General features: G+C 70.1%; 30 protein-coding genes. 9 read left to right on the top strand and 21 right to left on the bottom strand.

Annotated features, from left to right (window positions below):
- Nucleotides 1-47: 47 nt before the first annotated feature.
- From ABD385_RS34915 to ABD385_RS34875, 9 genes are all read right to left on the bottom strand, one after another.
- Nucleotides 48-506, bottom strand: a complete 459-nt coding sequence (locus tag ABD385_RS34915) for a Pycsar system effector family protein (RefSeq protein WP_344583502.1) — start codon at nt 504-506, stop codon at nt 48-50.
- Between the two features lie 10 nt (nt 507-516).
- A complete protein-coding gene (locus ABD385_RS34910) occupies nt 517-858 on the bottom strand; it encodes a hypothetical protein (RefSeq protein ID WP_344583501.1) in 342 nt (113 codons plus the stop codon).
- Complete coding sequence (locus tag ABD385_RS34905; RefSeq protein WP_344583500.1) at nt 855-1,175, bottom strand: hypothetical protein; 321 nt, start codon at nt 1,173-1,175, stop codon at nt 855-857. The genes ABD385_RS34910 and ABD385_RS34905 overlap by 4 nt, the downstream gene beginning before the upstream one ends.
- A gap of 98 nt (nt 1,176-1,273) precedes the next feature.
- Nucleotides 1,274-2,020 carry a nuclease-related domain-containing protein gene (locus ABD385_RS34900; protein ID WP_344583498.1) on the bottom strand — a complete coding sequence of 249 codons (747 nt, stop codon included), beginning with the start codon at nt 2,018-2,020 and terminating at the stop codon, nt 1,274-1,276.
- Nucleotides 2,020-2,247 carry a hypothetical protein gene (locus tag ABD385_RS34895; protein ID WP_344583497.1) on the bottom strand — a complete coding sequence of 76 codons (228 nt, stop codon included), beginning with the start codon at nt 2,245-2,247 and terminating at the stop codon, nt 2,020-2,022. Before ABD385_RS34895 ends, ABD385_RS34900 begins: the two co-directional genes overlap by 1 nt.
- A gap of 122 nt (nt 2,248-2,369) precedes the next feature.
- Nucleotides 2,370-2,690, bottom strand: coding sequence for a hypothetical protein (locus ABD385_RS34890; RefSeq protein ID WP_344583495.1), 321 nt, complete (start codon nt 2,688-2,690; stop codon nt 2,370-2,372).
- A 5-nt stretch (nt 2,691-2,695) separates the two neighbouring features.
- On the bottom strand, nt 2,696-3,271 hold the full coding sequence (locus ABD385_RS34885) for a hypothetical protein (protein ID WP_344583493.1): 576 nt from the start codon (nt 3,269-3,271) through the stop codon (nt 2,696-2,698).
- Nucleotides 3,272-3,389: 118 nt separating this feature from the next.
- Nucleotides 3,390-3,788 carry a hypothetical protein gene (locus ABD385_RS34880; RefSeq protein WP_344583492.1) on the bottom strand — a complete coding sequence of 133 codons (399 nt, stop codon included), beginning with the start codon at nt 3,786-3,788 and terminating at the stop codon, nt 3,390-3,392.
- 7 nt (nt 3,789-3,795) lie between these two features.
- On the bottom strand, nt 3,796-4,056 hold the full coding sequence (locus ABD385_RS34875) for a hypothetical protein (RefSeq protein WP_344583491.1): 261 nt from the start codon (nt 4,054-4,056) through the stop codon (nt 3,796-3,798).
- 231 nt (nt 4,057-4,287) lie between these two features.
- Between ABD385_RS34875 and ABD385_RS34870 the strand changes: the two genes are divergently transcribed.
- Nucleotides 4,288-4,542: a hypothetical protein gene (locus tag ABD385_RS34870; protein ID WP_344583490.1), complete on the top strand. Its 255-nt coding sequence runs from the start codon at nt 4,288-4,290 to the stop codon at nt 4,540-4,542.
- A gap of 49 nt (nt 4,543-4,591) precedes the next feature.
- Here the strand turns inward: ABD385_RS34870 and ABD385_RS34865 are convergent, their stop codons facing one another.
- The 6 genes from ABD385_RS34865 to ABD385_RS34840 form a co-directional block, all read right to left on the bottom strand.
- Nucleotides 4,592-5,623: a C40 family peptidase gene (locus tag ABD385_RS34865; protein ID WP_344583489.1), complete on the bottom strand. Its 1,032-nt coding sequence runs from the start codon at nt 5,621-5,623 to the stop codon at nt 4,592-4,594.
- A 3-nt stretch (nt 5,624-5,626) separates the two neighbouring features.
- Nucleotides 5,627-6,169, bottom strand: coding sequence for a hypothetical protein (locus ABD385_RS34860; protein ID WP_344583488.1), 543 nt, complete (start codon nt 6,167-6,169; stop codon nt 5,627-5,629).
- Nucleotides 6,162-8,564: a hypothetical protein gene (locus ABD385_RS34855; RefSeq protein WP_344583487.1), complete on the bottom strand. Its 2,403-nt coding sequence runs from the start codon at nt 8,562-8,564 to the stop codon at nt 6,162-6,164. The genes ABD385_RS34860 and ABD385_RS34855 overlap by 8 nt, the downstream gene beginning before the upstream one ends.
- Nucleotides 8,564-11,263 carry an ATP-binding protein gene (locus ABD385_RS34850; RefSeq protein ID WP_344583485.1) on the bottom strand — a complete coding sequence of 900 codons (2,700 nt, stop codon included), beginning with the start codon at nt 11,261-11,263 and terminating at the stop codon, nt 8,564-8,566. The genes ABD385_RS34855 and ABD385_RS34850 overlap by 1 nt, the downstream gene beginning before the upstream one ends.
- A gap of 62 nt (nt 11,264-11,325) precedes the next feature.
- Entirely contained in the window at nt 11,326-11,694 is a 369-nt protein-coding gene (locus tag ABD385_RS34845) for a hypothetical protein (protein ID WP_344583483.1), read from the bottom strand.
- A 9-nt stretch (nt 11,695-11,703) separates the two neighbouring features.
- Nucleotides 11,704-12,075 carry a hypothetical protein gene (locus ABD385_RS34840; protein ID WP_344583481.1) on the bottom strand — a complete coding sequence of 124 codons (372 nt, stop codon included), beginning with the start codon at nt 12,073-12,075 and terminating at the stop codon, nt 11,704-11,706.
- 204 nt (nt 12,076-12,279) lie between these two features.
- Between ABD385_RS34840 and ABD385_RS34835 the strand changes: the two genes are divergently transcribed.
- The 4 genes from ABD385_RS34835 (at nt 12,280) to ku (ending at nt 16,895) form a co-directional block, all read left to right on the top strand.
- Nucleotides 12,280-13,077, top strand: a complete 798-nt coding sequence (locus ABD385_RS34835) for a ParA family protein (RefSeq protein WP_344583480.1) — start codon at nt 12,280-12,282, stop codon at nt 13,075-13,077.
- A 521-nt stretch (nt 13,078-13,598) separates the two neighbouring features.
- Entirely contained in the window at nt 13,599-13,811 is a 213-nt protein-coding gene (locus ABD385_RS41445; RefSeq protein ID WP_425585546.1) for a hypothetical protein, read from the top strand.
- A gap of 150 nt (nt 13,812-13,961) precedes the next feature.
- The gene (locus ABD385_RS34825; protein WP_344583477.1) at nt 13,962-15,968 is read left to right on the top strand and encodes an FtsK/SpoIIIE domain-containing protein; all 2,007 of its coding nucleotides are present in this window, start codon (nt 13,962-13,964) and stop codon (nt 15,966-15,968) included.
- 126 nt (nt 15,969-16,094) lie between these two features.
- A complete protein-coding gene (ku, locus tag ABD385_RS34820; protein ID WP_344583476.1) occupies nt 16,095-16,895 on the top strand; it encodes a non-homologous end joining protein Ku in 801 nt (266 codons plus the stop codon).
- A gap of 107 nt (nt 16,896-17,002) precedes the next feature.
- Here ku and ABD385_RS34815 read toward each other — a convergent pair whose 3' ends face one another.
- A complete protein-coding gene (locus ABD385_RS34815) occupies nt 17,003-17,239 on the bottom strand; it encodes a hypothetical protein (RefSeq protein ID WP_344583474.1) in 237 nt (78 codons plus the stop codon).
- A 164-nt stretch (nt 17,240-17,403) separates the two neighbouring features.
- Between ABD385_RS34815 and ABD385_RS34810 the strand changes: the two genes are divergently transcribed.
- Nucleotides 17,404-18,681 carry a DUF2637 domain-containing protein gene (locus ABD385_RS34810; protein WP_344583472.1) on the top strand — a complete coding sequence of 426 codons (1,278 nt, stop codon included), beginning with the start codon at nt 17,404-17,406 and terminating at the stop codon, nt 18,679-18,681.
- Between the two features lie 101 nt (nt 18,682-18,782).
- Here the strand turns inward: ABD385_RS34810 and ABD385_RS34805 are convergent, their stop codons facing one another.
- Nucleotides 18,783-18,905 (bottom strand): hypothetical protein, encoded by a 123-nt coding sequence (locus ABD385_RS34805; RefSeq protein WP_344583471.1) that lies wholly within the window; start codon nt 18,903-18,905, stop codon nt 18,783-18,785.
- A gap of 400 nt (nt 18,906-19,305) precedes the next feature.
- Between ABD385_RS34805 and ABD385_RS34800 the strand changes: the two genes are divergently transcribed.
- Nucleotides 19,306-20,826, top strand: coding sequence for a hypothetical protein (locus ABD385_RS34800; RefSeq protein ID WP_344583470.1), 1,521 nt, complete (start codon nt 19,306-19,308; stop codon nt 20,824-20,826).
- A gap of 444 nt (nt 20,827-21,270) precedes the next feature.
- A complete protein-coding gene (locus ABD385_RS34795) occupies nt 21,271-21,834 on the top strand; it encodes a helix-turn-helix domain-containing protein (RefSeq protein ID WP_344583469.1) in 564 nt (187 codons plus the stop codon).
- 239 nt (nt 21,835-22,073) lie between these two features.
- Here ABD385_RS34795 and ABD385_RS34790 read toward each other — a convergent pair whose 3' ends face one another.
- Entirely contained in the window at nt 22,074-22,550 is a 477-nt protein-coding gene (locus ABD385_RS34790) for a hypothetical protein (RefSeq protein WP_344583468.1), read from the bottom strand.
- A 253-nt stretch (nt 22,551-22,803) separates the two neighbouring features.
- Between ABD385_RS34790 and ABD385_RS34785 the strand changes: the two genes are divergently transcribed.
- Nucleotides 22,804-23,739, top strand: a complete 936-nt coding sequence (locus ABD385_RS34785; RefSeq protein WP_344583467.1) for a hypothetical protein — start codon at nt 22,804-22,806, stop codon at nt 23,737-23,739.
- Nucleotides 23,740-23,956: 217 nt separating this feature from the next.
- On the opposite strand, the gene ABD385_RS34780 is transcribed toward ABD385_RS34785, so the two are convergent.
- From ABD385_RS34780 to ABD385_RS34770, 3 genes are all read right to left on the bottom strand, one after another.
- Nucleotides 23,957-24,163, bottom strand: a complete 207-nt coding sequence (locus tag ABD385_RS34780) for a hypothetical protein (RefSeq protein WP_344583465.1) — start codon at nt 24,161-24,163, stop codon at nt 23,957-23,959.
- A gap of 209 nt (nt 24,164-24,372) precedes the next feature.
- Entirely contained in the window at nt 24,373-24,816 is a 444-nt protein-coding gene (locus ABD385_RS34775) for a hypothetical protein (RefSeq protein WP_344583463.1), read from the bottom strand.
- Entirely contained in the window at nt 24,813-25,589 is a 777-nt protein-coding gene (locus ABD385_RS34770) for a hypothetical protein (RefSeq protein ID WP_344583462.1), read from the bottom strand. Before ABD385_RS34770 ends, ABD385_RS34775 begins: the two co-directional genes overlap by 4 nt.
- Nucleotides 25,590-26,758 lie beyond the last annotated feature (1,169 nt).

The following is a 26,758-nucleotide window of genomic DNA, read 5'->3' as shown; positions in this document are numbered from 1 at the left end:
GCTGCTCCAGCGCCCGATTGCGTGGAGCAGCCGCTGCGGTTCTTCAACTACAGGAGCGCGGCTGGCAGGGAGGCGACCAGCAGCACCAGCGACACCTGCATGACGGCGATCGCGACCTTCAGGCCGCTGAACTTCCGCTTCGCGATCTGCGACAGCCGCACGAGGTCGGCGGCCTTGGTGTCCTGCGCGAGCGCCAGGTCCTCCTCGGCCTCCTCGGGAGTGCAGGTGGCCCAGAACAAGAAGGTGCCGCGAGCAGCGTGCCGGATCTGGGGCCGGACCACCGTCAGTACGGTCAGCATGGCAGCGACCAGCCCGGTCGTGCCGAGGCCGACTAAGGCCGAGCAGGCCACAGGGAGATGGCGGCCGGGGAGTGTGCCGACGAGGACCGCGGCCGGGAGCGTCAGGGCGTTGAGCAGGAGTCCGCTCTTGGTGTTGCTGCGGCTGATCTCGGTGTCGACTTTCGCCAGGGCGGTCTGCAGGCGAGTGTGCGCGTCGATGTCGGTCATTGCGGGCCTCTCACGGGTGGTAGGGCGCGAGGATCTGCAGGACGCGGGTGACGTCAGGGTGGTCTCCGGTGATGCGGCGGAGCTCCTTCACGACAGCGGCGAGGACGCAGGAGGCCTGCGTCTGCCGAGCGGCGGTCAGGCTGTTGGCGAGGTCGGCCAGTGCGCTGGCGCAGGCTCCCAGGACGCTGGTATCGGTCCAGAGCAGGTGCACCAGAACGGGGTAGCTGCTTCGCGGGTCCTCGGCGGCCTGGCTGATGAGCTCGGTGATGGCCTGGCGGGCGCGAGCTGCGGTCTCTTCGAGCGACGTGAGGACGCCTGCCGGCGGGACGATGGTCGGGCGAGGGGCGGTCATCGACGGGTTCCGAGAGCGGAGTCGATGGCGCGCACGACCACCGGTCGGAACTCCTCTACTCGGCCATCGGCGACGCTGTGCAGGTAGAGGTAGTGCTCGGCGAGCTCCGTCGTCCCGCGGGCCGCCGGCAGGTCGTCGGCCTCCTCGTGCGCGTCGGCCAGGTTGGCGGCGGCGTCGGCGAGCTGGCCCAGGAGGTTGCGGCGGGAGTTGAGGTAGAGCCAGCGGTCCAGCGTGCTGTGCGGGCGGTGCTGCTCCAGTTCGGCAAGCGACCGCGCGCAGTAGTGCAGGTCGGTCTGGCACTCGGTGACCAGGGACATTCGTGCTCCTCCGTTCGATAGGCCGGCGCCGGGCGCTGTCCGGTCCTTGCCGGGGCCCGGGCGTCTGCGTGCGGACGTCCGGGCCCCGTGAGGGTCCGTCAGTGAACGGCGGTGTAGCGGGGGAGCGCGGCCTCGGCGCGCTGCGCCAGGGCCTGCTGCACATGGGAGTTGGGCTGACCGCTGCGGGCCCGAAGCTCGGCGCGCAGGTGGCGGGCGTTGATGATGGTGATCCCGTTCGCGTCGAACTTGCCGCCGGGGACGCGCGCTCCGTGGATGACGATGATCGGGGTGACCGGCACGCCGAGCGCTACGGCCGCGCGCTGGGCCTCCCACCGGACTGTCGAGATGGCCTCCCGGTAGGTGAACTTGCCGCAGGCCAGACTCCCGTTGCGCAGGCCGACGTGCCGCCCGCTTCGGTAGAACTTCGTGTCCAGGTACAGGGCGCTGCGCCCGGCCGGGTCCAGGACCACGTGGTCGAGGTTGGCTCGGGTCCCAGCCAGGGCCCGGTCGTGCAGAACGATCCAGCCGCGACGGGTGAGCGGGTGGAGCTCCCTGGCAGTGCGGCGTTCGCCTTCGGCGCCCTGCCGCCACCTGCGGACCAGCTGGCCCGGTCGGTAGGCACGGCGGGTCACCCAGAGCATGGGCGCGGCGATCAGAACGACGACGACAGCGAGGGGGGCATCGGCCTGCTGGGCCGGGAGGCTGATGAGGTAGCCGACCGCGGTGGCGAGGATCAGCAGGGGGATACCGCGGCGGTGCTGGCGCCGAATCTCCTCGGTACGCAGGTGTTCGGCCTGCTGGAGGGCACTGGCGCCGGCGTCCTTGATCCGGTGGGGATAGGCCATCACGCACCTGCCGTCTCGGCCGTGCGGACGGCGGCCATCCGCCTGCGGCTGGCCTGCGGGTAGTGGCCCATGTCGTCGCTGCAGGTGGCCAGGGCGGCGTCGAGGCCACCGTGGAGGGTTTGGTAGGCGACCGCGGCCCGCATCTGCTCGAGGTGCGGCGGGCTGATGGAGAGCATCAGAGGGCTGGCGACGAGGATGATGGCCAGGTCGTTTTCGCTGTAGGTCACGGTGGTGTCTCCGTGGTGAGGTGGGCCGGGCCGGCGGCGGCAGTTGGGCAGAGGTCGGCCCGAAGAAGTCGCGGGAGCGCGGTGTGGTGGGGCGGCCAGCTCCAACTGGCCGCCCCACCAGGTCAGCCGCGGGGGTAGCGGGTGTACGCCCAGAGCTCGATGTCCCAGAGTTCGAACTCCAGGCGGACGATGAGTTCCTGGGCTCCGCCGTGGGCGGCGCGGCTGACGACGGTGCTGCCCGGGTACTGCCGGCGCACGGCGTCCACGGCGTTCACCGCCGTTTCGAGGCAGCGATCGGGGAGCAGCAGCTGCCCGCGCACGGTGCCGCTCTCGCCGATCTGCCACGTGGCTACGCGCGGGGTGCCGGCCGCCTTGAGCAGGCGCTCGATCGCGCGGGCCGCGCCGAGCTGGACCGCCCGGTGGTACTCGGCGTCCTGGCTCATGCCGGTCACCGGTTCGTCGCGGTCGTGAGCCGCTGCCAGACCCGGTGGTCGAGTTGGGCCGCGTAGCGCTGCCATCCTTCGGCGCACTCGGCCCAGGATTCGGCGCCGCTGGTCTCGTAGTCGCGGGCAACGGCGTACTCGCAGGCAACCGCGGACTGGTAGCCGGCCGCCAGCTCCTGGTCGTCCTCGGGCGGAGCGGGGACGGCACTGTCCTGACGGAAGGAGGCGCGCTCCGGGGTTCGACCTCGCGCCAGGTCGTGGTCGGCCGTGGCCAGTCCGTAGGCGTAGGCGATGGCGGCATTGCGCCAGACCCGCGCGAGGCTGGTGGCCAGGCTCTGGTGGGCGAAGGCGATCTGCGCCAGGACGCTGGGGTACTGGGTGCGCTGGTATCCCTCGCACAGGACGGTGGCCGCGTAGAGCACGGTGCCACCGGGGTTGGCGTCGGCGGTCGCGGACGCCTGGCGCCGGGCCTCAGCGGCCGCCGACGCTCCCCGGTAGGCGTGGCGGGCCCGGTCGGCGCTGATGCGCAGGCTGTTCAGGCTGGAGGCGAGGTTGCCTTCCCAGGACTGGGATGTGGGCATGGACGGTCGGACCATGGTGGTCTCCCTGGTGTTGGGCAGGGTGTGCGGTCATCCGGCCGGTGCGGGCGCCCAGTGGTGAGTCGGGCGTGGTGCTCCCGTGGCCGGTGGTGCTGTGGTGCTAACTGCTCTTGGTCATGCCGGATACGGAGGCTCCGCTGTATCCCAGGAGCAGGCCGGCGTCGCGCGTGGAAACGCCGCTGCGTACGAGCCGCTGCGCCAGCGGTACTGCGGCGGCGCGGGCCTGTTCCTCCAGTTCGGCCGCCTTGGCGCGCAGTTCGCGGGCCGCGGTGATCTCGGCGTCGAACTCGGCGCTGCCGGTGCTGATCGTCAGGTCCAGTTCCACGTCACCGGAGTCGGTGCCGTGGGCCTTGGCGATCGCGGCCCGGACACGGGCCTGGAGTTGGGACAGGGAGCGGTGCGCGGGGCGCACCTCGGGCAGCTCCACGATCTCGGCCTCCCACAGTCCGCCCGTGGTCAGCGTGGCTCGGACGGGGATGCTGCTCGGGGTGCGCGTCATGGGCGTTCTACCTTTCGACGACCACGCCGAAGGGCCGCCACACGTCCAGCCAGTCGGCGTCGGCCCCGGTCGGGGCGTCGGTGCTGGCTCGACCGAGGGTGGCTCGGAGCTGGGTGAGCAGCTGCGGCAGCTCCTCGGCGGCGCGGCGCTGCAGCGCGGCGTCGTCGGGCACGGTGGACAGCTCCACCAAGGTGCACGCGGCGTTGTTGGCCAGCCCCGGGTCGACCGCGGCCTGTTCGGCGGGCGGTGCGGCGTGGTGGGGGATCATGAGGGACAATGTTCACGCTCCTTTGGGAGTTGGAGGGCGCGGCGACTCGTTGGCATGCGGGAGCCGCGCCCTTGCTGTTGGTGAATCCCAACCCCTCCATACTGTTCAGTCGCTAATCACTTGTCAATGATGCGAGCGAATGCGGTCGGGGATGTCACTCTCCGCCCGTGCGATGTCAGACCCTGCACGTACCGTCGCCCAGATACGGACACACCGGACCTGAGGAGACCCATGGGAGACATCGCGATCAACAGAGCAGCCCTGGACCGATTGCTCCGGCACGCCGGCAGCCGGGCCACCACCTACCAGCAGGCGTTCGACGCCCTGGCCCACAGCCACAAGGGACGCCCTGCGGCGGACATCGTGCCGTTGCTCCGACAGGCCGCCGACGAGGCGCTGCTGGGCTTCCGACACCAGGACTTCGTCGACCAGGCCGAGGCCATCAGCCGCGGCGCACCGTACGAACTCCGCATCACCGTCACCTGACGCACCGGTGGGCCCGATCCGTAGATCGGGCCCACCGGTGCGTTCTGGCTCAGCTCTTGGCCGTCAGCGCCCCCTTCGTCAGCCGGCCGAACCTCAGCCCCTCCTTCTGCGCGTTGTACTGCCGCACCCGCACGTCCTTACCCGGCCTGGGCGCCTCCACCAGCAGTCCCGGGCTCACCACGACCATGACGTGCGCCGGACCGGAGACACCGGCTTGTCGGTCGAACTCGCTGAAGATCAGGTCTCCTGGTTGCTCGTCACCGCTGGGCACCGGCGTGGTCACGTCCGCCATCTGCTGGCTGGTCCGGACTGTCAGCTCGTAGCCGGCCTTCCGCCAGCCGTAGACGATCAGCCCCGAGCAGTCGAAGGAGTCCGGACCCGTAGCGCCCCACACGTACGGCTTCCCGACCTGCTGCAGCATCACCTGCAGCGCCTCGCCGGTCGGCCCGGCCGGCGTCGCGACCGCCGGCGAACATCCGCTGGTGTCGACCTGGGTCACCGCCCCCGTGCTTCTGCCGATCGAGGCGACGATCTGCACCGCCTGCTTCTCGTGCTTGGCGTAGGCGTCCGGGAAACCGGAGCGCTCGACCGCCTGGGCTGCGTCGGTGATCGACATCCCTTCCCACCCGGATACGCCCTGCAGCACCGTGAAGAACTTCTGCGCGGAGTAGGAGGGGGTGAGGATCTGCTCGCGGGTGCCCCAGCCCATCGACGGCCGCATCTGGAACAACCCGAGTGAGTCCCGATCTCCGCCAGCGACGTTGCGTAGGCCGGACTCCTGGAGAGCGGCGGCGATGGCCACCACATGGCCTCGTGTCGGTATCTGCATCTGTTGTCCCACCGCGATGATCACCTGTGAGTTCTTGATCTGCTCCGCGTTCAGGCCGGTGCGCCCATCGCCCTCGCCTACCGCGACGCCGTCCGCGGGGCAGCTGACTCCGGTCATGGAGCCTGCCGCAGGCGTCAGGGCGAGGAGTTGCCCGACGGAGACGGCTACGAAGGCGCCGGTGCCCAGGATGGCTGCCGCCGTGGCGGCAGCCACCTTGCGGCCGGCCCGGGAGGACGCCGCATTCAGCACCACGGCCTACCCCACAGCCTGGGCGCCCGGCTCGATGTCACGCACCAGCCAGCCGTTGCCCGTCCAGACCATGCCGACGCTGACCTGCCCCGCGTCCGTATCGACCGCAGCCGAGGTCAGCTCGCCTCCGCCGGTGTCGGTGACCTTCGCGCCCCCGACCTTGGTGGCCTTGATCCGCGACGGGTCGGTGGTCGCCAACTTGGTGGCCAGCCGCTCGGTGCAGCTCGGCGCGAGCGTGGCGTACCACTGCTTGGACTCGGTGTGGGATGCCCAGGCCGCGACGAAGGCGCGGGCAAAGACGACCGCGCCGTCCAGGTCCGGCGAGGCGCTCGGGCCGGCCGACGGCGAGGAAGCCATGCTCGGGCTGGCCGAGGCATCCGGCGCCGCGGGGGAGGGCTGAGCATCACCGGCCGGGGCCGAGCTCGGTGAACTGCCGGTGTTGAGAGCACTGATCACACACAGCACCACCACCAGGGCGATCAGGACAGCGGCCAGGCGCTGGGGGCTGTAGAGCGGCCAGCGCAGCCACGTACGGATGTGCTCACGCATCAGGATTCCCCTCCTCCGCACCGCCACCGGTCCGGTGCGCGGTGAACCCTTCACTCGGGCTGTAGATCACGAACGTGGTGCTGCCGTCGGGCTCGGTCACCGCCGGCGCCACCCGCGGTTCCGGCCGGTCCTCGCCGACGGGGCCGGGGGATGCCTGCGGCTCGCTCTCGGCGCGGGGCGCGCCGCCCTGCGGCGGAACCGGCCCGCGTGGTCCGGCCGGCGGCAGCGCGGCTGCCGGCGCGGCCGCGCCGACGAGGGCGTGGTCATCGGGGACGGGAGTCGAGGACGGGGCCGTCCACGGCTCCGCTGTCACGGTGGTGCCCGCCTCGGCCGTCTCTGGCTGCTCGCCGCCGTCGCTACCGGCTGTGGGCCCGGCCTGCGGCACGTAGGTCGGCTGCTGCGGCGTCTCGTCGCCTGCGGACTCCTGGGGCTCGGAGACCCACGGCACGTCGCCCTCTTCACCGCGGCTGGGGGCCCAGTAGCCCTCATCCTGCTGCGGCGCGGCGGGGCGCGGCTGGTAGGGCCGCTCCTCAGTCCACTCCGTCTCACCCGGGTACCGCACGCTCCGCTCGACCAGGGTCTCCTCGACGGCGTCCTCCGCCGCACTCCCGGCGGCGCCGGCCCCGGTGGCGCCGCCACGGCCGCCGTTGACCATCTGGCCGATCTGCCGGGCCGACATCTTGCCCTTGGCGTACCCCAGGACACCGCCGGCCGCGGCCGCCTTCGCCTTGCCGAGGATGCCGGTGCCCGCCTGGAACCACTCATTGTTGGGGCTGACCATGGAGTTGAGGCGCCTGAAGGGCCGGCTGATCGCCCACAGCATGACCGTGATGATCCAGATCAGAACGAACGCGAACCAGCCGCTGATGCCGTTGTCGGAGTCCAACAGCACCTTGATCAGCAGCGTGTCGACCGCCGCGGCGAGCACGAACAGCGGCGCGTTGACCAGGGCCGCCGCACCGCTCTTGAACAGCGTCTGCAGGGTTCCGCTGAACCGCTTGTGCAGCGCGATCGGCGCGATGGCCGGCAAGAACACCAGGATCATCTTCAGGATCAGCCGCGCACAGATGATCACGATGGAGGAGGCGAACGAGTACCAGTTGCTCGGGACCGCCCCGATGACGCTGCTCATCGCGGCGCCCATGCGGCCATCGGCCTCACCGGTGAGGTACTTGTACGCGTCCGGGTCGGAGTCCTTGATCTGGGAGGCGATCTCCTCCCAGCGCTTGGACTTGGCCTGCATGACCGTGGCCCGCTCATCCGCCGGCAGCCGCGACTCCGCCCAGGTCAGGCTCTGCGCATCGAGCAGCTGCACGCCGTACTTCTTGGCCGTCTGGGAGTCGGCGGAGCCGAAGGTGCCCTCGGCCCACGACCGGTAGAGGATCGCGCTGGTCAGGAGGTTGCCTTGGCTGGTCGCGGTGTCTCCACCGTGGTCGGTGTCCCCGGCGACGCCCTGCTGGATCCGGCCGACGGTCTGCGTCAGCGCAGTGTCCGCCAACTTGCCCGCCTCCTGGGGGTAGTTGAACGCCAGGCTCGTGATCGTCATGACGAGCATGGCCCAGGCGAGGCCCTTGACGACGTCCGGCAGGTTCCGCGACCGCGCTCGGTAGACGATGCCCAGGCCCAGGACGAGCAGGCTGATCACGATCCACGGCTGGTAGACCGCCTTGGAGACGGCCTGGGTGGCCGTGCCGAAGACGTCGTTCAGCTTGCCCAGGAACCCGTCGCCGGTCGCCTCCTTCTGAAGGCCGATCGCCAGGGTCGTCCACCACTTGGACATGTTGAGAACCGTGTTGGCGATCTTCGTCTCGTACTCGGTCCCGGCAGCGCTGACCATGCCGGACACGCCCTGGCACTGCAGGTCGTAGGTGTGCCACTCCAGACCGGACACCCCGTACTGCTCCCAGAGGTGGGCCTGCGCCTGCGGCTTGGTCGGATCCATCGGCGCCGGCGCCGTCTTGGGAGGCGTCGCTGCCCAGGCGGCGGGGCCACGGTCCGGCAGGGCCGGCGTGGGCGCCGTGCGGCAGCCCGGCGTCAGCCCGCCGAGGTCCGGGGTGCCCTTGCTGCGGGTCTCACACAACTCCTTGACCTTGCCTGTCAGCAGGTCGCAGGGCGTGGGGAGCTTCGGGGGCGGGGGAGCTGTCTTGCCGTTCTGCTGCCGACAGTCGTCCTTCGCCGGCCCAGACAGCCCCCGGCACGGGTCCGGCTGGTCCTTCCCCGTGCCGGGCGCGGGGTCGCGTTGGCAGTACCCCTTGACGTTGTCGGGCAGCTTGTCGCAGTCGTCCGCCCGTGCGGCGCCGGCCTGCGGGCCGACCAGGAGGTACCCGACCAGGGCGAGGACCAAGGCGAGGAACCACGTACGCCGTCGACTCGCTCGCAGTGTCAGTGCCGTCATCAGGCACCGCCCTTGACCAGGTCCAGCACGTCGTCGGACATCCACGGGTTGGACTCCGCGGTCTTCGCCGCGAGCGGGGCCGCGGTCGTGTTGAGCGCCTGAAGGAGCGAGGGGCGGTGCTGCAGCGCGATCCGGATCCGCTCGATGCCGCTGACCCCGTCGGCGAAGACGAACTCGCGGTCGAACTGGTCGGCCTTGTGCTGACCGGAGCTGTCCCTGCGCGGCTGGGACAACTCCGCCAGCACCCGCTCGTACCCGCTGCCCGGCGAGATCCCCAGCAACTGCAGGGCCGCCCGCTGCGCCTCCGCACTGGTGGTACGCCCCAGGAAGACGCTGTCGATCCAGTTCGCCAAGTCCGCGGCGATCAGGTCACCGGCGTCCTGCGAGGCAACCAGCGACCGGCAGTTGTGCTTGCGGCTGTCGCGACCGGTCTTCTTCGCCAGGGCCCTGCCGCTGCTGACACTGAGCAGCGCCCACGCCTCGTCGAGGAACAGGCCCTTCCGCTCGCTCATCTCGCGGTGGTAGATCGTCCGCTGCGCGTACCAGCCGGCCAGGTACAGCAGCGGCATCGAGTACTGCTCCTCCAGCGTCCACTCGTTGCTCGGGACGCCCGCCGTCGGCAGGGACAGGCCTCGCAGGCTCATCACCACCAGGCGGTGGTGCTCGGTGAGGTAGGTGTCGTCGCCCCCGTCGACCTGCGGAAAGATCAGCTGACCCTGCGGCAGCTCGGCGGCGCCTTCGAGCAACTCCGCGAGGTGCTTGGCGTGCTCCTCCAGCGACCCCTCCATGGCCCGCAGGGCGGAGATGATGGCGTACGGCGAGCTGTTCACGCTGGTGTCGGCACGCTGAGACGCCATCAACAGCGCCTTGTTGGTCGCCTCGCTGGAACGCAGGGAGGAGTCCAGCAGGCCCCGTAGGACGTCCACGGCCAGCGTGCGGCGCTGGGCCTGCGCGGACTGCACGGCCGCGCGGTAGGCCCGTTCGGCGGCTTCCCTGGGGTCGGGCTTGTCACGGTAGGCCGGCAGGTCGGGGGTGTAGTGGTCGGCCCGGGGGTCCGGGATGATCCGGAAGGGGTTGAGGGTGCCGGGCTCCGCGGCCATCAGGTCGACCTCGCGAGAGAACGGCCGAAGCTCGGGCAACTGGCACAGGCGCACCAGCGGACCGGACGGGTCCAGGACGGTGAACGGCACGCCCATTCGTGCGCTGTCGTAGGCGATCTTGCCGGCCAGCGTGGACTTTCCACCGCCGGGGGAGGCGACGATGACGGTCAGGCCGGACCGCTCGTGAACCTCGGTCGACCGCCAGGGGTGCCACATGACCGCACGGCGGCTGGCACCGGAGGTGTAGCCCAAGTTGGGGCCGGACCGGTCGCCCACCAGCGCGGAGGCTGCGGGCAGCGCGCCGGCGAGGGTGGTGACGGGCATGCGGCGCTGGTAGGCGTCGTTCGCCAGGGGCTCGCACGGGATGAACTCCCGCGCCATGCGGTACTGGTCGGCGCCGTGGTGAATCAGGATGTGCCCCTTGTAGAGCCGCTCGACGCGCTGGGCGCGGTCGTGGACCTGCTCGGGGGTGGTGCCGGCGACCGCGATGCGGATCCAGCCGCGGACACGGGTGGAGACCCCTGCGAAGCCGTCGGACCTGACTTCGTCCTCGGTGTCCAGGCCCTGCTGACGCTGGCGCGCCAGCTGCTGGGGGATGTCGACGCCGTGCTCCTGGTGGTGGCGGACCTGGTGGTAGATGCGCTGCAGTTGGTCGCGCATCTCCTTGTTGACCTCATCGCCTTCGCGCACCTCGAAGGTGGCGCTGACCTCGTACGGACACGGCAGGCGGTCCAGGCGCTGCAGCCACGGGGCGTGGCCGGTCTCGGGGATCGCGGGCAGGCTCATCCGGCCCATCGTCAGCACCGAGACGTACCGGCGCAGTTGGCGTCCGTCCCGGGTGCCGATGACCTCGATGTGCGGCCCGTACGGCTCGGGCGAGCGCCACTCGGCGGCGTCGGTGTACTCGGCGAGGTCGGCGGTGTGCCAGTGATCGGTCGTCTGCGGGGGCACGTCCAGGGGAGCGGGCAGCCCCAGGGACAGGGATCGGACCAGCAGCCAGTGCATCTCGTCGGGCGTGGCCGGGATCGCGGACATGCCGGCGGCGCCCATGGTGGAGTCGACCTCTTGCAGTTCGCGGCCCAGGGCGTCGAGTTCCCGCTGGGAGGCGCGCAGGTACTTCGCTGTCGTCCGCCCCAGGCCGGAGAGTCGGCCGATGCGCACCCCGTAGTAGACGACCTTGTTGTCCAGCGGCAGCTGCGCGACCTTCAGCTGCTCTTCGTGCAGGTAGCGGTCCCAGCCCGGGAGGGGGTGGATGACGGACTCGTCGAGGGCGCGGGCCCAGCGCGCGACAGGGTAGGGGCGGTGGGTGATGCGCAGGTGAAGGCGCCGGCCGGTCAGATCGGCCAGGCGCTGGGCGTGGGTGACCAGCAGGGTGTTGCGGTCATCGTTTGACAGGAAGCTCCAGCGCTGCGGTGCGGCCACGTACCAAGCGGTGACCGTGCCGGTGCGGGAGACGACGAGGTTGCCGATGACGTCGGTCAGCTGGAGGCCGGAGAGGTAGGGGCGCGCGGTCTTGTCGTGGTGTGTGGTGGTGAGGAGGCGGCCGAGCAGGCCGCGGCGCTGTTCGGCGCGTTTGGTGGTGGTGTGGTGCTGGGTCACGAAGGTTCCCCTTGCGGTGTTGGGCAGGCGCAGTGGTGTTCTGCGCAGGGGTGAGGTGAGGGTCAGCTGTTGTTCTGGCGGGCGCGACGGCGCACGCCGGCGAGGGTCAGGGTGGTGTGGCCCCGGCCCTTCTTGCGGCCGCGAGGTGCGGCGACCTCGTGGAGGAACGTCGCGGCGGCGGCTTTGACGGTGCGTTCGTGGCTGATGTGCTCCATGACCGCTGTGGTGAGGCCGATGGTGACCAACAGTCCGTAGACCGCGTTCCAGGCGCCGATGACCCCGGTCCAGATCTCCAGCGCCAGGATCAGGATGTAGAGGGCGGCCCCGATGGCGTAGGCCCTGTAGCGCACCCTGAAGGGGAGGGAGCCGCGGGGCGGTCCCAGAAAGACGTCGTCGACGGCGTAGACCTCGTCGTCGGTGGTCATTCGCATGTCGGCCGCCTAGCTCTTGCTGTCGGTCCAGATCCAGCCGGCGAGGAAGTCGCCGATGTTCATGCCCTTGGTGGCCATGCCCATCACGGCCATGCCGACCAGGGCGATCCCGCCGACCATGAGAGTGCCGGACCAGTCCTTGCGCTTGGCGCCGTAGAGGATGACCAGGCCTGCGACGAGGATGCCAACCTGCAGGGCGTCGCCCTTGAGGAAGCCCTCCAGGCCTCCGGTACCGAAGGCGGCGAGCTGGACGCTGCCGCCGGTCATCGCGGCGCCGGCCGCAACGGAGTTGTACGTCGAGGTCAGCGGGCGGCGCAGCAAGCGGCGCTCGGGGCTGACGTGTTCGAGGGCGCTGCGCACCCGGGGGGTGAGGAGACGCATCGTTACCTTCCTGCCAGTATGTTTTAGTTTCTCAAGTCACCATAGTTTCTGGTGACTTGGCGTACCAGCATAAGCCCATCCCGCGCTGAAAAGGCAACGAAAACGGCCCGGTTATGGGGTATCCGAGGGCGGACAGGCGAGAACTACCATGTCTCGTGAAACTCGAACGGCAGCTAAAGGGGGAGATTGTGGGGCATAGGTGGCGTGTGGATCGGCCTCGGCAAAGGCAAGGGGGGCGCGGGATGCACCACCAGCGCCCTGGAACTGGCCTACGCGGCCACTCAACGCGGGCGCCGCGTCGCCCTGTTGGAGCTCGACCCCCAGGGCAACGCCACGGACGTCGTGGAACCGACCACCCGAGCGGTAGGGATCAAGGACGCCCTCGCCTCGCTCGCACCCACCGGCGGCCAGCCGCGTCCCGCGCCGCTGCCGCTGGCCGAGGTCCTGGTGCCGACGGCCTGGGAGCGGCTCCTCGTCGCACCAGCCGACCGCTACCTGGGGAACCGCGCTGTCGACATCACCCCCGAAGGGATTTCCGCACTACGCAATGCCCGCCTCTCGGGTGAGCTCGAAGGCATCGTGGACGACGTCATAATCGACCTCCCGCGAGATATCGGAAAACTATCGGCCACCGGACTTCTGGGTATGGAGTATCTCTTTGTGGCCGCCCGTGCCACGGTGTGGGGAGCGCAAGGGGCCGAAGAAATGCGATACACAGCATCACGTGTCACGCAAAAAGGAAACCCGGAATTGTCAGTCGCCGGCGTAATCGTTACCGAATATGACGCATCAAAGGATTCCGTCAGGGTGCTCGGGGAAATGCGAACCCTTTTCAAAGAGGCACTTATTGAACCCCCGATTCCTCGACGATCGAGAGTCCGTGAAGCAATCGAGAGCTACCACACGCCATGCCGCGAGTACGGGGGAGCGGACCTGGAAGAGGTAGCGGACAGGTACCAGAAAATCTATGACGACCTACTGAAGAAGGTAGAAGGAAAATGACATCCGGCAACTCAAGAGAGGGTGCCACTCGCACGCGACAGGGCCGCGGGAAAACGCGACGACAGCCCGCAGGAATTACCCCGCGCGTCGAGGCGGATCCGGTGGATGTCGTCCTCGGCGACATGGCCGGCGCCCCCGGCGACGCGACGCGACGCGACACCGGGCCCCGCAGCGACACCTCGGGCGACACCGAGCGACACGCGACACGACACCCACAGCGACATGGCGACACAGCGACACAGGGGGCGGAGGCGACACCGCCGTCCGCGACATCGTCTCCCGCATCCGTGTCGCGACAGGGTCGGACCTCTCGCGACATCCCCCCGAGCGACGGCCGCCCTTCAGCCGGCGCTGGCGACGGCGCGGCGACAGCGTCAGGGGGCGAGGCCTCCGCGCCGGCGACAAAGGTCGAGCGAGGCAAGAACTTCTCGTTCACGCTGACGCCGAGCCTCATGGCCCGGGCCCGCTCAGCGCAATGGCACACCAACACCCGAGCCGACGGCTACCAGACCGTCTCGGCCATGGTTCGCGATCTGCTCGCCGCGGAGGTCGAGCGCCTGGAGGCGACCTACAACGCGGGCCGCCCCTTCCCGCTCGTCGAAGGCCGGCTGCCTTCGGGTCCCGGGCCAGAAGGGGCCGCTCGGGGCGCCCAGCTGCGCGCCCGCAACCGCAAGGCCCAGCAGACCGAACAGTCGGCCCCAGCCGAGGCGGCCGGAGATGAACACCTCGCGTAACGAAAAAACCCGCCTCGAAGGGCGGGCAGTGAGGGGACGCTGATTCCTCAGATCCTCCTTCGTGCGGTTCAGGATCAGCGTACACCCACTGTCAAGCCCGGAGAGAAGGGGCACACCGCACACCAGCAGTAACCACCACAGGAGACTCCCATGGCACCACCCGACACCTCTGCCGGCATGGGCGACCGCTCCCCGCTGCCCAGCATCGTCGCCACCGTGGCCGGCCTAGCCCTCATCGGCTACGCCGCCACCAGCCTGCTCCACGCCGAAGAACTGCGCCTCCCCCTCCTCGCCGCCCTCATCGCGGTGGCCGCCCCAGGCGCCCTGCTGTGGCTGTGGATCCACCGCCGCCACCGTCCCGTACGAGACCTCACCGCCGCCCTGGAGCCGGCGATGAAGTGGCCCGACCCCAAGGGCAAGATCAAGATCAAAGAGCGGAGCGACGGCCTCCCGACCAAGATCCGGATCGCCTACCCGGCAACCTTCGCCGACAACGACAAGCCGAGCCGGGACAAGGTCCGCGACATCGTCGCGACCCGCACGGGCACCACCGTCACGGCGACGTGGGACCCCCGCCGCCGTCGCGTGGACTGCCTCCTCGTCGCGACACCGAAGGCCGGCGTCATCGTCGAGAGCGACACCGCCATCACCGACGACACCGTCAACGACACCCCCGAGCAGGCGCGACTGCGCCAGCGGACGACAGGCGTCGTCCAGGCGATCATGGGCGTCGCCGCCACCGTCACCGACGTCGAGTTCGACGGCGACACCCCGTGTCGCATCGAGGTGAAGTACCCGACGACGACACGCGACCTGTCGGCGAACTACCGATCCCGCGTCACCATGCAAATCGACTCCAAATTGCCCGGTGAATGGCGCGACGTGTGGAACTTCCAGGAAGACCGGGCGACGTTCGAACTCCGCCCACCCTTCCCAACGAACGTCCGCTACCCGCTCATGCACAAAATGCAACCCTTCACTATTCCCTACGCGGTGAATGAGGCACGAGAAATCGTCTCGTGGAAACTGGGCAGCAAAAACCCGCACGCGCTGATCGTCGGCCCCACCGGCAGCGGAAAGACGGTCCTCATTCGCAACCTCGTCGTCGCCGCGAGGGTGCTGGGCATCCCGGTCGTTCTCTGCGACCCGAAGATGACCGAGTACCTGGACTTCGAGAACCTGGAAGGCGTTACGGTCCTTACCGACCCCACGCATATCGCCGCAGCCATCACGAAGACTCACGACGAGATGATGCGGCGCTACTTTGACATTCGCAGCCGCAGGGCCAGGAAGGGAGACTTCGGGAAAATCCTCTTCATCCTTGACGAGTTCTACGTCTTCAAGGAGGCCATCGCCGAAATCTGGGCCGGAATGAAGGCCGCGAACAAGGACCTCAAGGGCCGCGAGCACCCGTGCATGTCCCTGTGGCGCCGTCTGGCCGTCCTGGCCCGGACCGCCCAGATCCACCTCGTCTTGGGGATCCAGCGCCCGGATGCCGAGTTCCTGACCGGCCTGGCACGAGACAGCTTCCGGATGCGGATCTCTCTCGACAAGACCACCTCCGAGCTCGCCCGCATGATGTGGGGCGACTCCCGGGTGGGCGCCGACCTGCCCAACATCCAGGGGCGCGCCATCACGACCGGCGATCACGGCCCCGAGCACGTCCAAGTGCTGCGGCTGATGACCCCGGAGGACGCCGGCGACTTCGACGACCAGGACGCTACGATCTGGGACCAACTCGTCGCCCGCATGACCCGCCAGGCCGAGGCACATGCCAATGCCGACCCCCTGGAATTCCTCGGCTACCTGCGCACAGCCGAACACCACGCCGTCCCCGCCGTCGACCGCACCCCGCTACCGACGCTCCAGGAGGCAGTCGACGCCGCCAACGCCGCACCCGCGCCGGATACGGACAACGAGGAGGAGGCGGGGTTGTACGACCTGGATGTCGACGACCAGATCCGCCTGCCCGGCCGGGACGAGTTCGTAACGGTCCTCGACCTGCACTTCGGACAAGGCTACGAAGACGAGGACGACGAGGAAGCCCTGGGCGATGAGTGGGTGGAGATCACCTACCGGGATACCGACGGGGGAGAGGACAGCGAAATCCTGCCGGGCGACACTGCCCTGATGCGCAGGGTGTCGTCCCTGGTGTAACCGCACCGCGCCTCGATGAGGGTGCCGCGGCCGATGAACGGCCGCGGCACCCTCATCGCTCCTCGAAGGGCCGCGCCATGCGCCATGACTGCGCAGCGGATGCGATCACGTCGTACCGAGAGTGGCATGGGAGACATGCCAATCACCCGCATGCACATCACGTTCGGGCTGGTGTCGATCCCGGTGACCGTCCACGCAGCCACGGAGCGCCGGGCCGTTCCCCTGCATCAGGTCCACGCGAAGGACGGCGGCCGAATTCGGCAGCGACGATTCTGCGAAGCCGAGGGCGTCGAAGTCCCGTACGCGGAGATCGCCCGCGGCTACGAGTCGCCGGATGGACGCCTCGCGGTTCTGACCGACCAAGACCTTGCTGACCTGCCCCTGCCCACAGTGCGGTCGATCGAGGTGGTGGGGTTCGTCCCCGCTGATCAGATCGACCCACTGGCCCTGGACCGGCCGTACTACCTCGGGGTGAAGGGGGCGGGGGTGCGTCCCTATCACCTCCTGCGGCAGGCGATGGCCGACAGCCACCAAGTAGGTATTGCCCGCATGGCGTTGCGCGGCCGCGAGCGCCTGGCCATCCTCCAGGTCCGCGACGAGGTGCTCGTGGCGCAGCTGTTGCTGTGGCCGGACGAGATTCGCAGCGCCCAGGGGCTGGTCGAATCGGCGCCGCGGCCGCGGCGCCAGGAACTGCAGATGGCCAAGACGCTCATGGCCTCGTTGTCGGAGGACTTCCGGCTCGACCAGGAGCGCGACCACTACCGAGAGGCCCTGGACGCGGTGGTGACGGCGAAGCTCGCCGGCAGCAAGCCGCCCCACGCCCCGGCGGAGGCACCGGGCGGAGTCGTGGACCTGATGGCCGCTCTGCAGGACAGCGTGGACGCCGCCCGGAAGTCCCGGGCGACGACAGCACAGCGGAAGGTGTAGATGCCGGGGCCGGGCGCTGCGTCTCCGACTCGACATCGCCTGGCGCACTCAGCCGCCGTCCGGCCTGGGGCGAGCGGGGCCGGGCGGCGACGGGCTACGCCAGCCAGTTACAGAGACGGGTCGTAGTCGGGAAACTGGGCGATCATCAGCGTGGTCAGGCGTTTCTCGTCGAGCCGTCCGTCCTCGTCGAACAGGCCCGCCTCCCGCAGCCGCGAGTTAGCGTCCCGGCCGACGCTGCGCAGCCGGTCCTCGGTCTCTGGGTGATGCGGCTCGGCGGCCGCTACCTGTAGGGCCTTCCAGAGCCGGTAGTAGGCCTTCAGAGCCGCTTTCAGCGTTTCGTCCATTGCGTCCTCGTTTCCGGTTGACCGGCGCCAACTCGCGGGTTCCAGCGTGTGTAACTGATGCGACATCAAGTTTAGCGAAACTTGCGAGACTTGGCTGGTATCATGAGAATCGCAGAGCTCTAACGCCCAGTCAGGACCCGCCAGGTCAGGGAGGAACACGCGCGATGGACGACGAGGTGACGACGCCCACTGCCCAGGAGACGCCCGCCGCCGACCAACGGGGAAACCGGTGGCAGGTGCTCCGCGAGAGGCGCAAGGAGGCGAACGAGAACCGGACCGCCGGCGAATGGCTGGACTGGGCGACCTCCACGGCCACCACCGCCGGCACCTACGCCCTCATCGGCATGGGGTTCACCGCGTCCTACGACACGATCCGCGGGATCGCCAGGAAGCGGGGCCACTTCGGCGACACGATGTCGAACATCGTGCCGCTGTCCTTCGAGGGCGGCATCATCATCCTGAGCCTGCACGTGATCCGCGAGGCCCGGAAGGGCCGCCGCGCCCCCATCCTGCGCACACTGGTAGCCCTGGGAGCGCTCGCCACTCTGATTACCAACTTCAGTGCCAACTCAACCGATCTAGCGGGCCAGTTGACGCACGTGGTACCGGTGGCAATGTTCATTGTCTGCTTCGAGTACCTCGTGCACTCCGTACGCCGAAAGGCACTGGAGGACATGGGCCTGGTCCCGCCACCCATGCCCAGCCTGCGCACCGTCGAGTGGCTGCTGAACTTCGGCGACACGTTCTCGCGCTGGCGTCTGATGGCCCTGCACAACATCGACTCCCCGGACCAAGCGATGTGGGCCCACGAGCAGTTCCTGGTCAAGAAGGCCGAACTCACCGCCGACAAGAAGTGGAGCCAGGTGCCCAAGCACATCCGGCTCCGGACCCGCACCGAGATCCTCGCCGAAGCCGAAGCCCGCTTCCAGGGCAAGGGTCAAGGGGGCGGCGAGGAGCCCGGCCGCTACACCGTCCTGATGCAGCAGATGAGCAAGCCCGTCCTGCCCCCGACCCGACAGGACGACCGGCCAGCACCCCGCAAAGAACTGCAGAACCCTGGCGAGCACACGGCCCTCCCCGTGGGCAAGAACACCGTTCCCGAACCGGCCGGGGACGAGCCGTACGCCATGACCACCGACGTCCTCAGCACCGTCGACCAGGCCGTCGCCGCACCGACCGTTCCGGCCCAGCAGCACACCGAGCCCACCTCCGCGGTGGAGACCCGCCGCGAGCGCGAAGAGCGTGAGGACCGGGAGGAAGAAGAGCGCGACGCCACCTACCGACGCACTGTCGAACTGGTCTTTTCCGCGCTTGCGGCCGGTGAGCCCATCACGGGACCAGACCTCGCCAAGCACCACACCGTCGGTGTAAGGACTGTCCAGCGTCACCTGAACCGGATGGACGACGAGGGGCTGCTCCCGAAGGAAACCCTTAGCCGCTGAGCACAACATCTGGGACATGACATGTGGGTGGCCCTGGCTTGAAGCCAGGGCCACCCACATGTCATGTCCCAGATGTCACGGCCTCGGCGAGGCACCGTGGGTCAGGACGACGGCGCCTCGCCCTCGTAGCGCGCTGCGCCGTCCGCGCGCATCGCCGCCAGGGCCTCGTCCCGGGGCGCGAAAGCGTTGAAGATCCCCAGCGTCAGGGCGGGTACCCCGGCCATGTAGCCCTCTGATTGCGAGCTGGTGAGCGAAATCCTGAATGCTCACCCTTACGAAGACCGGACCGCAGCGCACTGGGTGGCGAGGGCTAGTCGCGCTGCTCTTCAATCCCTTGCCCCTCCCAGGTCAGGCCTAGCGTCCTGTCATCTCCCTCACCAGTGGCCCCGTGGCTGTTCACGGGGTCACTCGCTGTTTCCTGGCGCCCTGTCAGTGGTGGGCGCTACCGTTTCCGTACGGCTAGACGCGTACTGCCGTCCACCGCCGTCCCGGCGCCCACGCCGCCCGGGACACCGCCGGTCAAGGTCTCTCGGGGCCCGCGAGTTCAAGCACTGCTCTGTCCTGGATCGGCCCCGACGTACACGGCCGGCGGGAGCGTGGGAGACCGCTGGGTCTGGAGTACGCATGTCGCCGAAGAAGCAGAGCACCGCGGGCAAGAGGGCCCGCGCCGCCGCCCGGGAGGGCGCGAAGTACACCGAGGCGCTGCGCAGCGCCTCCCCCGATCCCGCGTCCCCGGAGTGGGACGACCTGGTCGTGGCCGCGCTGTCCGACGTCGTCGCCAAGCACGGCATCGTGCCCGTCACGGTGATCTGGAACGAGGACGCCCGCCACTCGATGGTCCAGCGCGACAACGGCGTGCGGTGGGGCGTCGCCGAGCCCGCCGCCGACGGCGTCGTCATCCGCGAGGTCCGCGGCGACGTCGGGGTGGCGCCCAAGGGCACGCGGGTGCCCGTGCCGCGCCGCTTGGACGACGGCCGGGTGGAGGTCGCCGCCCTGTGGCCGGTGGTCTGGTGCTCGAACGACCAGCCGTTCTGGCGCTACGTCCACAACGGCTGGTCGGTGGAGCAGCCCGGCACCTTCCCGGCCACCCTCGATCCGGTGTGCCCGAGCCCGGACCTGCCGTACGAGGTGCGGGTCTACAGCGTGCCGGATGGCGTTGTGGGCGAGGACCACTCCGGCGGCGCACCGAGCTGGTGGACGCGGGCCTGGTGCGACCGTCTCGACAAGGCGGTCCTCCTGGCGGACACGGCGGTTGCCCACCGGCTGAGTGTGCCGGAGCGTCCGGCCGGCGGCGACTGCGGCGTCCTGCGCGCCGAGGTCTACGAGCACGTCACCTCCGACCTGGGCACCCTGCCCGCGCGGGTCCACCGGGCCGACGCCGCCCCGGACCGGTTGGTGGTGCCCCGCCTGCCGTTCGATACCTGGCCCGAGGGGCGTCCGGCCTCCAACGAGCCGACTCCGGAGCCGACCTGGTTCCAGGGCGAGAAGCACCCGCCGACCTACGACCTGCGGGTCTGGTCCGAGGACGGCGGGTGGATGACGCTCGGCTGGATCGTCGGCGGCCGCGGCTCGGCGGGCATCGCCGCCGCCCTGCTGCGTGTCGGCACCGGCGGTCCGTTCCCGTTCGCCGAGACGTGGGGGCCGCGCCACCCGGACGCCTGGAACCACAACTGGACGCAGGAGGGACGGGAGCTGATGGACCGCCGCCCCGACGAGCCGTACGCCGAGCGCACCGCCCGCTACGACGAGAAGCACCGCCAGGAGACGGCCGACCTGGCGGCCGCGCTCGCTGCCCGCAGCGGCGGCACGCTCACCACCGAGCAAGCCGCCGCCCGCATCGAGGCCGGCGGGCAGAAGTACCGCGACTTCCTGCGCGTCGGGCAGATCTGCATCATGGACGCCCTCAACGACAAGCGCCTGACCGTCGAAGGAGACGAACGGCTGCGGATGCGCACAGCGCTGGACGTGCTGGAGAACCACCACCAGGTCGACGACTGGGTGAACGAGCTGACCGCCGCCCACATGGCGAACACCCCCCGCGACGCGCACTACACCGCAGGCGCGAGGCGATGGCGCCGGCGGGCTTTGCAGGAGTACCTGTCGCCTGGCAGGGACGTCGACGGAGTTGACGGCCTGACCGCCTGATCACGGCGCGCCGGGGCCTGCACCACAGGGCCAGCCCCGCCACCCCGCGGCCGCCGCTGCGTCGTACCCGCTTCGCCTCCGTGCCGCACGTCCGATAGCTCGGCACCGACCGTCGGACACGCTCTAGCCGCGCGGAGGCATGCCCAGCCGGCTTGCCCCGGCAGGCCGGGGCTTGCCCAGCCACTCCTGGAGGGGCTTGCCGGGCGGCGTAGGGCTTGCCCCGCATCCGCACGCGGGTCCGTAACGGGGTCGGGCCGGGTCGATCGAGACCGCCGGGCCCGGCCCCGTTACAGCTGGTCGTGCGGCTTCGGGGGTCCGTGACACCGTGATGACGGCGGTCTGGTGTGGTCCGTTCACCCTGAACGGACCTCCACAGGCCCGGGTGCTGTGCCGATTGTTCAGGGTGAACGGACCTTGATGTACGACGGCGGGTAGGAGACGGGTGTGAGCAACGCTCCGTATGGCTTCGACGCGGCGAAGGCGCGCGCTGCCCGCACCGCGGCTGGGGCTTCGATCTCCCGGATCGCCCGGGAGGTGGGCGTGAGCGAACGCGCGGTGCACCTCTACCTCGCCGGTGCCCGTGTGCCCCGTCCGGAGGTGCTGCCCCGGCTGGCGGCGGCGCTCGGTGTCGGGCCGGCGGACCTGTGCACGATCGAGAACGAGCGGCTGGTCCACCTCAGGGTGTTCACCGGTCGCAGCCGCGGTCAGATGGCGAAGGCGCTCGGGCTGGCCGAGGAGACCTACCGGCAGCTGGAGACCACCGGTCACCGCGGCCGCCTCACCCTCGCCCACTACGACCACGCCCGTGACGAGTGGATCGCCTGGGAGGACTGGGCCGCACCCACCTTCGCCACCACCCCCGAGCGGCTGTTGGCCGCGCTGCGCCGCACCGAGGAGTACTGGCCGGTGCTGCGCGAGCAACGGTGGCAGCGGATCCGGGAGGCGGACCCGCAGTGGGCCGCGAGGTGGGAGCGGATCATCAAGCGGGGTGTCCGCAGGAAGCGCTGACGCTGTCGGGGAGGGTTGCGCCCAGGGTTGTCTCCACCGTTGCGCCCAGCGGGGGGCCCACAGGTGCACCGGAGGTACTACCGGAGGTAGGCACCCCCTTTTCGCGAATCCGCGTGTTTGCCCAGGTCAGACCCCGTGGGCAAGCCGCTTTCGCGCGCCGACACCTCTCTCTGCGATAGCCAGGGAGAGGGCTGATGCTGTGGTCCGGGCGTGGTCTTGCTGGAGTTCGGCGCAGGGGGCTACCAGCGTCGTCCGTACGGTTCTGCGTTGGTGCGCACCTCCGCCAGCCCGCCCAGTAGCCGGCCGGCGCTGACCGCGTCCAGCATCCCCGGCCACGGCTCGGCGGCGTCGGCGACGACGTCGACGTCCAGCGGGACGCCGTTCAGTGTCCCGGGCTGCACGAGCGCCAGGAGGACGCGCCCGCGCTCGGCGGCTGCCTGCCATCGGGTCGAGGCCGGCATGGGCTCGGAGCACAGGATGCGGGAGCGGCCGGTGTGCAACTGCGTGAGGCGGCCGGCCTCGACGGTGACCGAGCACTTGGACAGCGGCCACAGCCCGCCGTCCCACTCCCGCCGGCTCAGCCGCTTGCAGCCGGCGGACTTCAGCCGGACCGCCAGCTCGGCGTGCTCGCTGGTCTCGTCGGGTTGGATGACCACCTGGGCCCACCGGTCACCGTCATCGCTTTGCAGGACGCCCAGGCCCCATGTCGCGCTCATGGAGCCGACCGTATCGACGACCGGCCCCGCCCTGGACCGAGTTCGGCCACGAGTACGCAGGACGGGTGTGTCTTGGCGCGGGGCGTGTGCCCTGAACGGGTGATTGCTGGCCTCGTGTACGCGGGTGCGGATCTAAGCGCACGGCCCCAACTCCCGCCGCACGCAAGCTTGTTGACATGGTTTGCGTGGTTATGTCACTTTTCGTGTCATCGAGCCGGGTGCGTCGTACCCGGCCTGTTGCCAGGAGGTCGTCATGCCCCGTTCCGTCCCGCCGTTGCCGGGCCTGCCGCGCTACACCCGCTGGGACCTGGTCCCGGACGGCCTGCACACCAAGTCGCAGCTGGACCGTCAGGGCCTCAAACCCGGCCCCGGCATCGAGCCGGTGGGCCAGGTGCTCTACCACGGCAACTGCTACGCCCCGCTGTACGAGACGGCCGCCGCGGTGGCGAAGCGGCCGTGCACACCGGCGCAGCGCGCCGCCCTCGACCGTGCCCGCGGGCTCCAGCACGAATGCCGGCGGTGCGGTGTCCGGGGGGAGGAGCCGCTGGGCAAGGGCCGGTACTGCGACGGCTGCCGGTATGTGGTGACGATGTGGGAGCAGCACGAGCAGGCCCAGGTCCTGGCCCGCGAGTTGGTCGCCGACACCGGGGCCGTGCTCCTGGTAGTCGACGTTGAACCGGGCGCGCTGCCGGCCGAGCAGGCCGTCGCCGTCGTCGCCATGCACGACGGCCACGCCCTCTACACCGCCCCGGCCGGCGAGTACGGCACCGCCGAACGGCGCGCGGTCCTCGACCAACTCGACGCGCTGCTCGCCGACCGGCGGGTGATCAGGGAACCCACCTTCATGGGCCCCGCCTCGCGCTACCCGGACGCACTGCTGCGCCTGCCCGACCAGCCGATTCAGCTCGGCCCGGACCCACTCCACCCGTGGGCGACGCGTTCGACGCTCGACCCCGCTGTCGCGGGGATCTGGTCGGCCTGGTTCGGCTGGACGGACTCGCCCGGGAGCACGATCCCGAGTGTGCCCCGCGACGGCCAGCCGGTGCCGTGGACGCGCTCGTTGGACGTCGTCGCCGACGGCAGGTCGATGGCTGGCGTCCTACACCGCATCGCGGACGGCACCGAGCCTGTCTTCAGCCGCGCGGCGTGGAGGACCTGCCAGGTAGACGACGGTCGGTTCAGAGGTTGACGGCCTTGAGCCTGGCCAGTACCCGGGGGTCCGGAGGTGGGATCCCAGGACGGAGGGATGCTGGGGCGCATCGTGGTCTCGAAGGTGGGGCCGAAGGTAGGAAGCCCTCCTAGAGCGCGCGGGCTGTCTACGCAGCTCAGGGCCGATGGGCAGGGCTGCCTGGCCGCCGACATCTCTTCTGCCGCGGTAGATGGCGAAGAGCGGGTCGAAAGGGCGCTCAGTGCGGCGCCGTCTGCGGGCCGAGGATGCCGCGGTCGCGAAGGCGGGCGAGCTCGTCGTCTAGGCCGATGCCGAGCCGCAGCGGTGTCCGGTCGACGTCGGCTTCTACAGCGCGGACATGAGGCTGGACGTCCCGGGCCACCGTGGCGGCGGTGTGGGTCTGTTGGGGGCCGTGGCCGAGGGGCCGGCGGCGCGTGGTGCTCATGGCGTGATGCTACGAGCCTCGGCCGGCCCCTCCAGCACAAGGCGCGTGGTGTCAGGGCGGCAGAAACGCAGCGGGGCCCAGCCAGAGGCTGAGCCCCGCTCGGTCAGCAAGTGGGAGTGAGGCACGCGTACCCTCAGAGTGAGGGCCGGAGGCACTAGCCCTGTCTCCGGCCCTCGTTGTGAGTCCCCTCTCCTCTGCGGAATGCGGGTTCAGGTTCGGGTAGGTGCGATGTATCGGCGGGTGGCGACCATCAGCGCGAAGTCGAGGGTGAACCCGAGGAGCACCGCCCCGCCCAGGACGGTCTTAGCCGCGGCGCCGGTGAGTGCCTGGTCGGCGACGACGATGTTCCCAGCGGCGTAGCACGCCCCCCACCCGACCATCATGGCCGCCGCGAGGAGGGCGACGCGGGCGCCTTCCGGCAGCCACTTCGGCCCCTTGCTCGGGCCCACCTTGGTTTGCACGTGGGCCATGTGCGTGGCGAGCGCCTCGTCCTGGGTACCTGCCGCGTGCTTGGGCATCCTGCCGCACGAGCACGCGACCTGGTACCGGGCGGCACCGGCGGCGGTGGACGCATCCTCGACGATGACGAATTCGGGCAGGTGGCGGCCGTCGTCGATGATGAAGCGGTCGATCCAGCGGTCGTTGGTGGTCATCGGGTGCCCGCCTCCGTGGCGAGTCCGAGGGTCTGCGCGGTCAGGGTCCGACGGTGGGCGTGGGTCTCGTCCAGCCGGCGGAGCAGCTCGTCGCGCTCGCTGTTGGGGGAGGGCAGTCGCCTAAGGGGCGGGTGGCCGGCCGCAAGGATGCGCTCCTCGTACACGGCAAGTTGAGCGTCGTCGCGGAACCATTCGGCGTCCGCGGCGTCCGCCGCCGCAGTGGCCCACGCGCTGATCGCGGTGCGGGCCTCGTCGACGGCGACGACGTAGGCGTGGTGTGCCCCCAGCCAGTTCGCCGCGCTGGTCAGCCCCTCCCACCCGGCCTCAACCAGGTGGAGGGCGCGGTCGCGGTCCGCGCGGGCGCGCTCCTCGGCGACAAGCAGGGGCCGCAGCGTGTTGTAGACGCGCAGGACTGCCTGGAGGTAGATGGATTTACCCTCGAACTCCACGATGCCGCGTCCGCCCGGGTGCTCGGCGGCGTAACGGCGCGTCGCGTCGAGGATGATGCGGCCATCGGATTCCAGGTCCAGGCCGGTCAATCCGTTGATGACAACGGGTGTGGTCATGTCGTGCTCCTTGGGTCGTTGCTCCGGGACGATGCCCTGCGTGCGCAGGTCGGCGTAGACGGTCGGTCGGCTCGTGCGGGCGGCTTCGGCGAGCGCGACGATGTTGTTTTCTCCGGCCAGCCATGCGGCCCCGACAAGGGCCGCCCGGCGTCCGGGGGTTGACCAGTCGCGCAGTGCGGCCATCGCGTCGGCTCGTGCGGTGCTCATACACAGAGCATGCTGTAAAGCGGCTTGACATGTAAAGCGGCTTTACGGTGCTTGGCTCGAAGTGGTGATGGTGGCGAAATCGGTTCCCTACTGGGTGAGTTGCCCCAGCAGTCGGGCGGCCAGCAGTACGGCGGCTAGGACCCCGAGGAGGGCCAGGGCGCGCCGGGCGGACACCGGCGGCGGTCCCTGCGGCACCCACTCTCCGGGTGCCGCCCGCCGTGCGCGTTCGCCCAGGTCAGCAGCTCGACGCTTCGGGCGGTTCGGCCCGAAGCGGCCGATGCACCTTCAGCGCAGTCGGCGTCCTGCTGATTCGGGCGGATCCGCGCTCCCGTGGCCGGGGCGGCGCTGCCCGGGCCGGGCCGGCTGCTGGCCGTGGAGCAGGCGAGGTCTGGCTGTTCCGGGCCAGCCTCCGTCGCCCCGCCTGCCGCGGCCGCGGCGCCGCGCTCGTCGCTGGGCCTCCTCGTCGGGCGCGGGATCGTTCTGGTCGAGTTCGTGTTCGGCTTCACCGCCGTGTGCGGGCCGCGGTCGGTCGGCGCCGTTCCGAGTCGCCGGCCGCGGTCCGTCTTCGCCCGCCGTGTGCCGGCCCTGACTCGCCATCCGGCCGCTGGCGGTTCCTGCTCGGCTTCTTGGCTGCGGGGCGCGGGGGAGCTGGTGGTCGCCGGCGGCTCGCCTGGTGGTCGCCTCCTTGCTCGTCGGCCCGCGGGCGTCACTGGGCTGCGTTCGCCTGGCGTCGGTGATCCGGTTGCTGCGCGTCATCCGCGGAGCGGGCGTTCCGGTCAGTCCTGGTGGTTGTCGACCGGGTTGTCGCTCCGGCTCCGTCGTCGTCCGTCGTCCGCCGTCCGGTTGGTGGTTGTTGGCGTCGCCGGTGCGGGCCCGTTTCGGTCGGTCGTCAGCCGCCCGGCCCGTCCCGTTTTTTGCGTGACGACTTGGTGTGTCTGGTCGTTGTTGGGTGTGGAAGGGGAGTCTCCTGTGGCTCCCGCCGTTCGCTTGGCGAACGGGGTCTTTCGGCTCGTCGTACACAAACCCCCAGGAGGGGCCGACAGTCCAAAGACCCTCGGCAAGGGGCCTGCACTTGAGGGTGCAGGCCCCTTGCCGTGCCAGGCAGCCCCCGCCGAGTTGGTGGCGGCGAGGCCAGCACATTCAGCGGGGTGTTGGCCTTGGTGATGGTG

The organism is Streptomyces lunalinharesii (genome assembly GCF_039532155.1).
Taxonomy (GTDB): domain Bacteria; phylum Actinomycetota; class Actinomycetes; order Streptomycetales; family Streptomycetaceae; genus Streptomyces; species Streptomyces lunalinharesii.
Note: the sequence above shows the minus strand (reverse complement) of the source record. Positions and strands in the feature narration are given on the sequence as shown.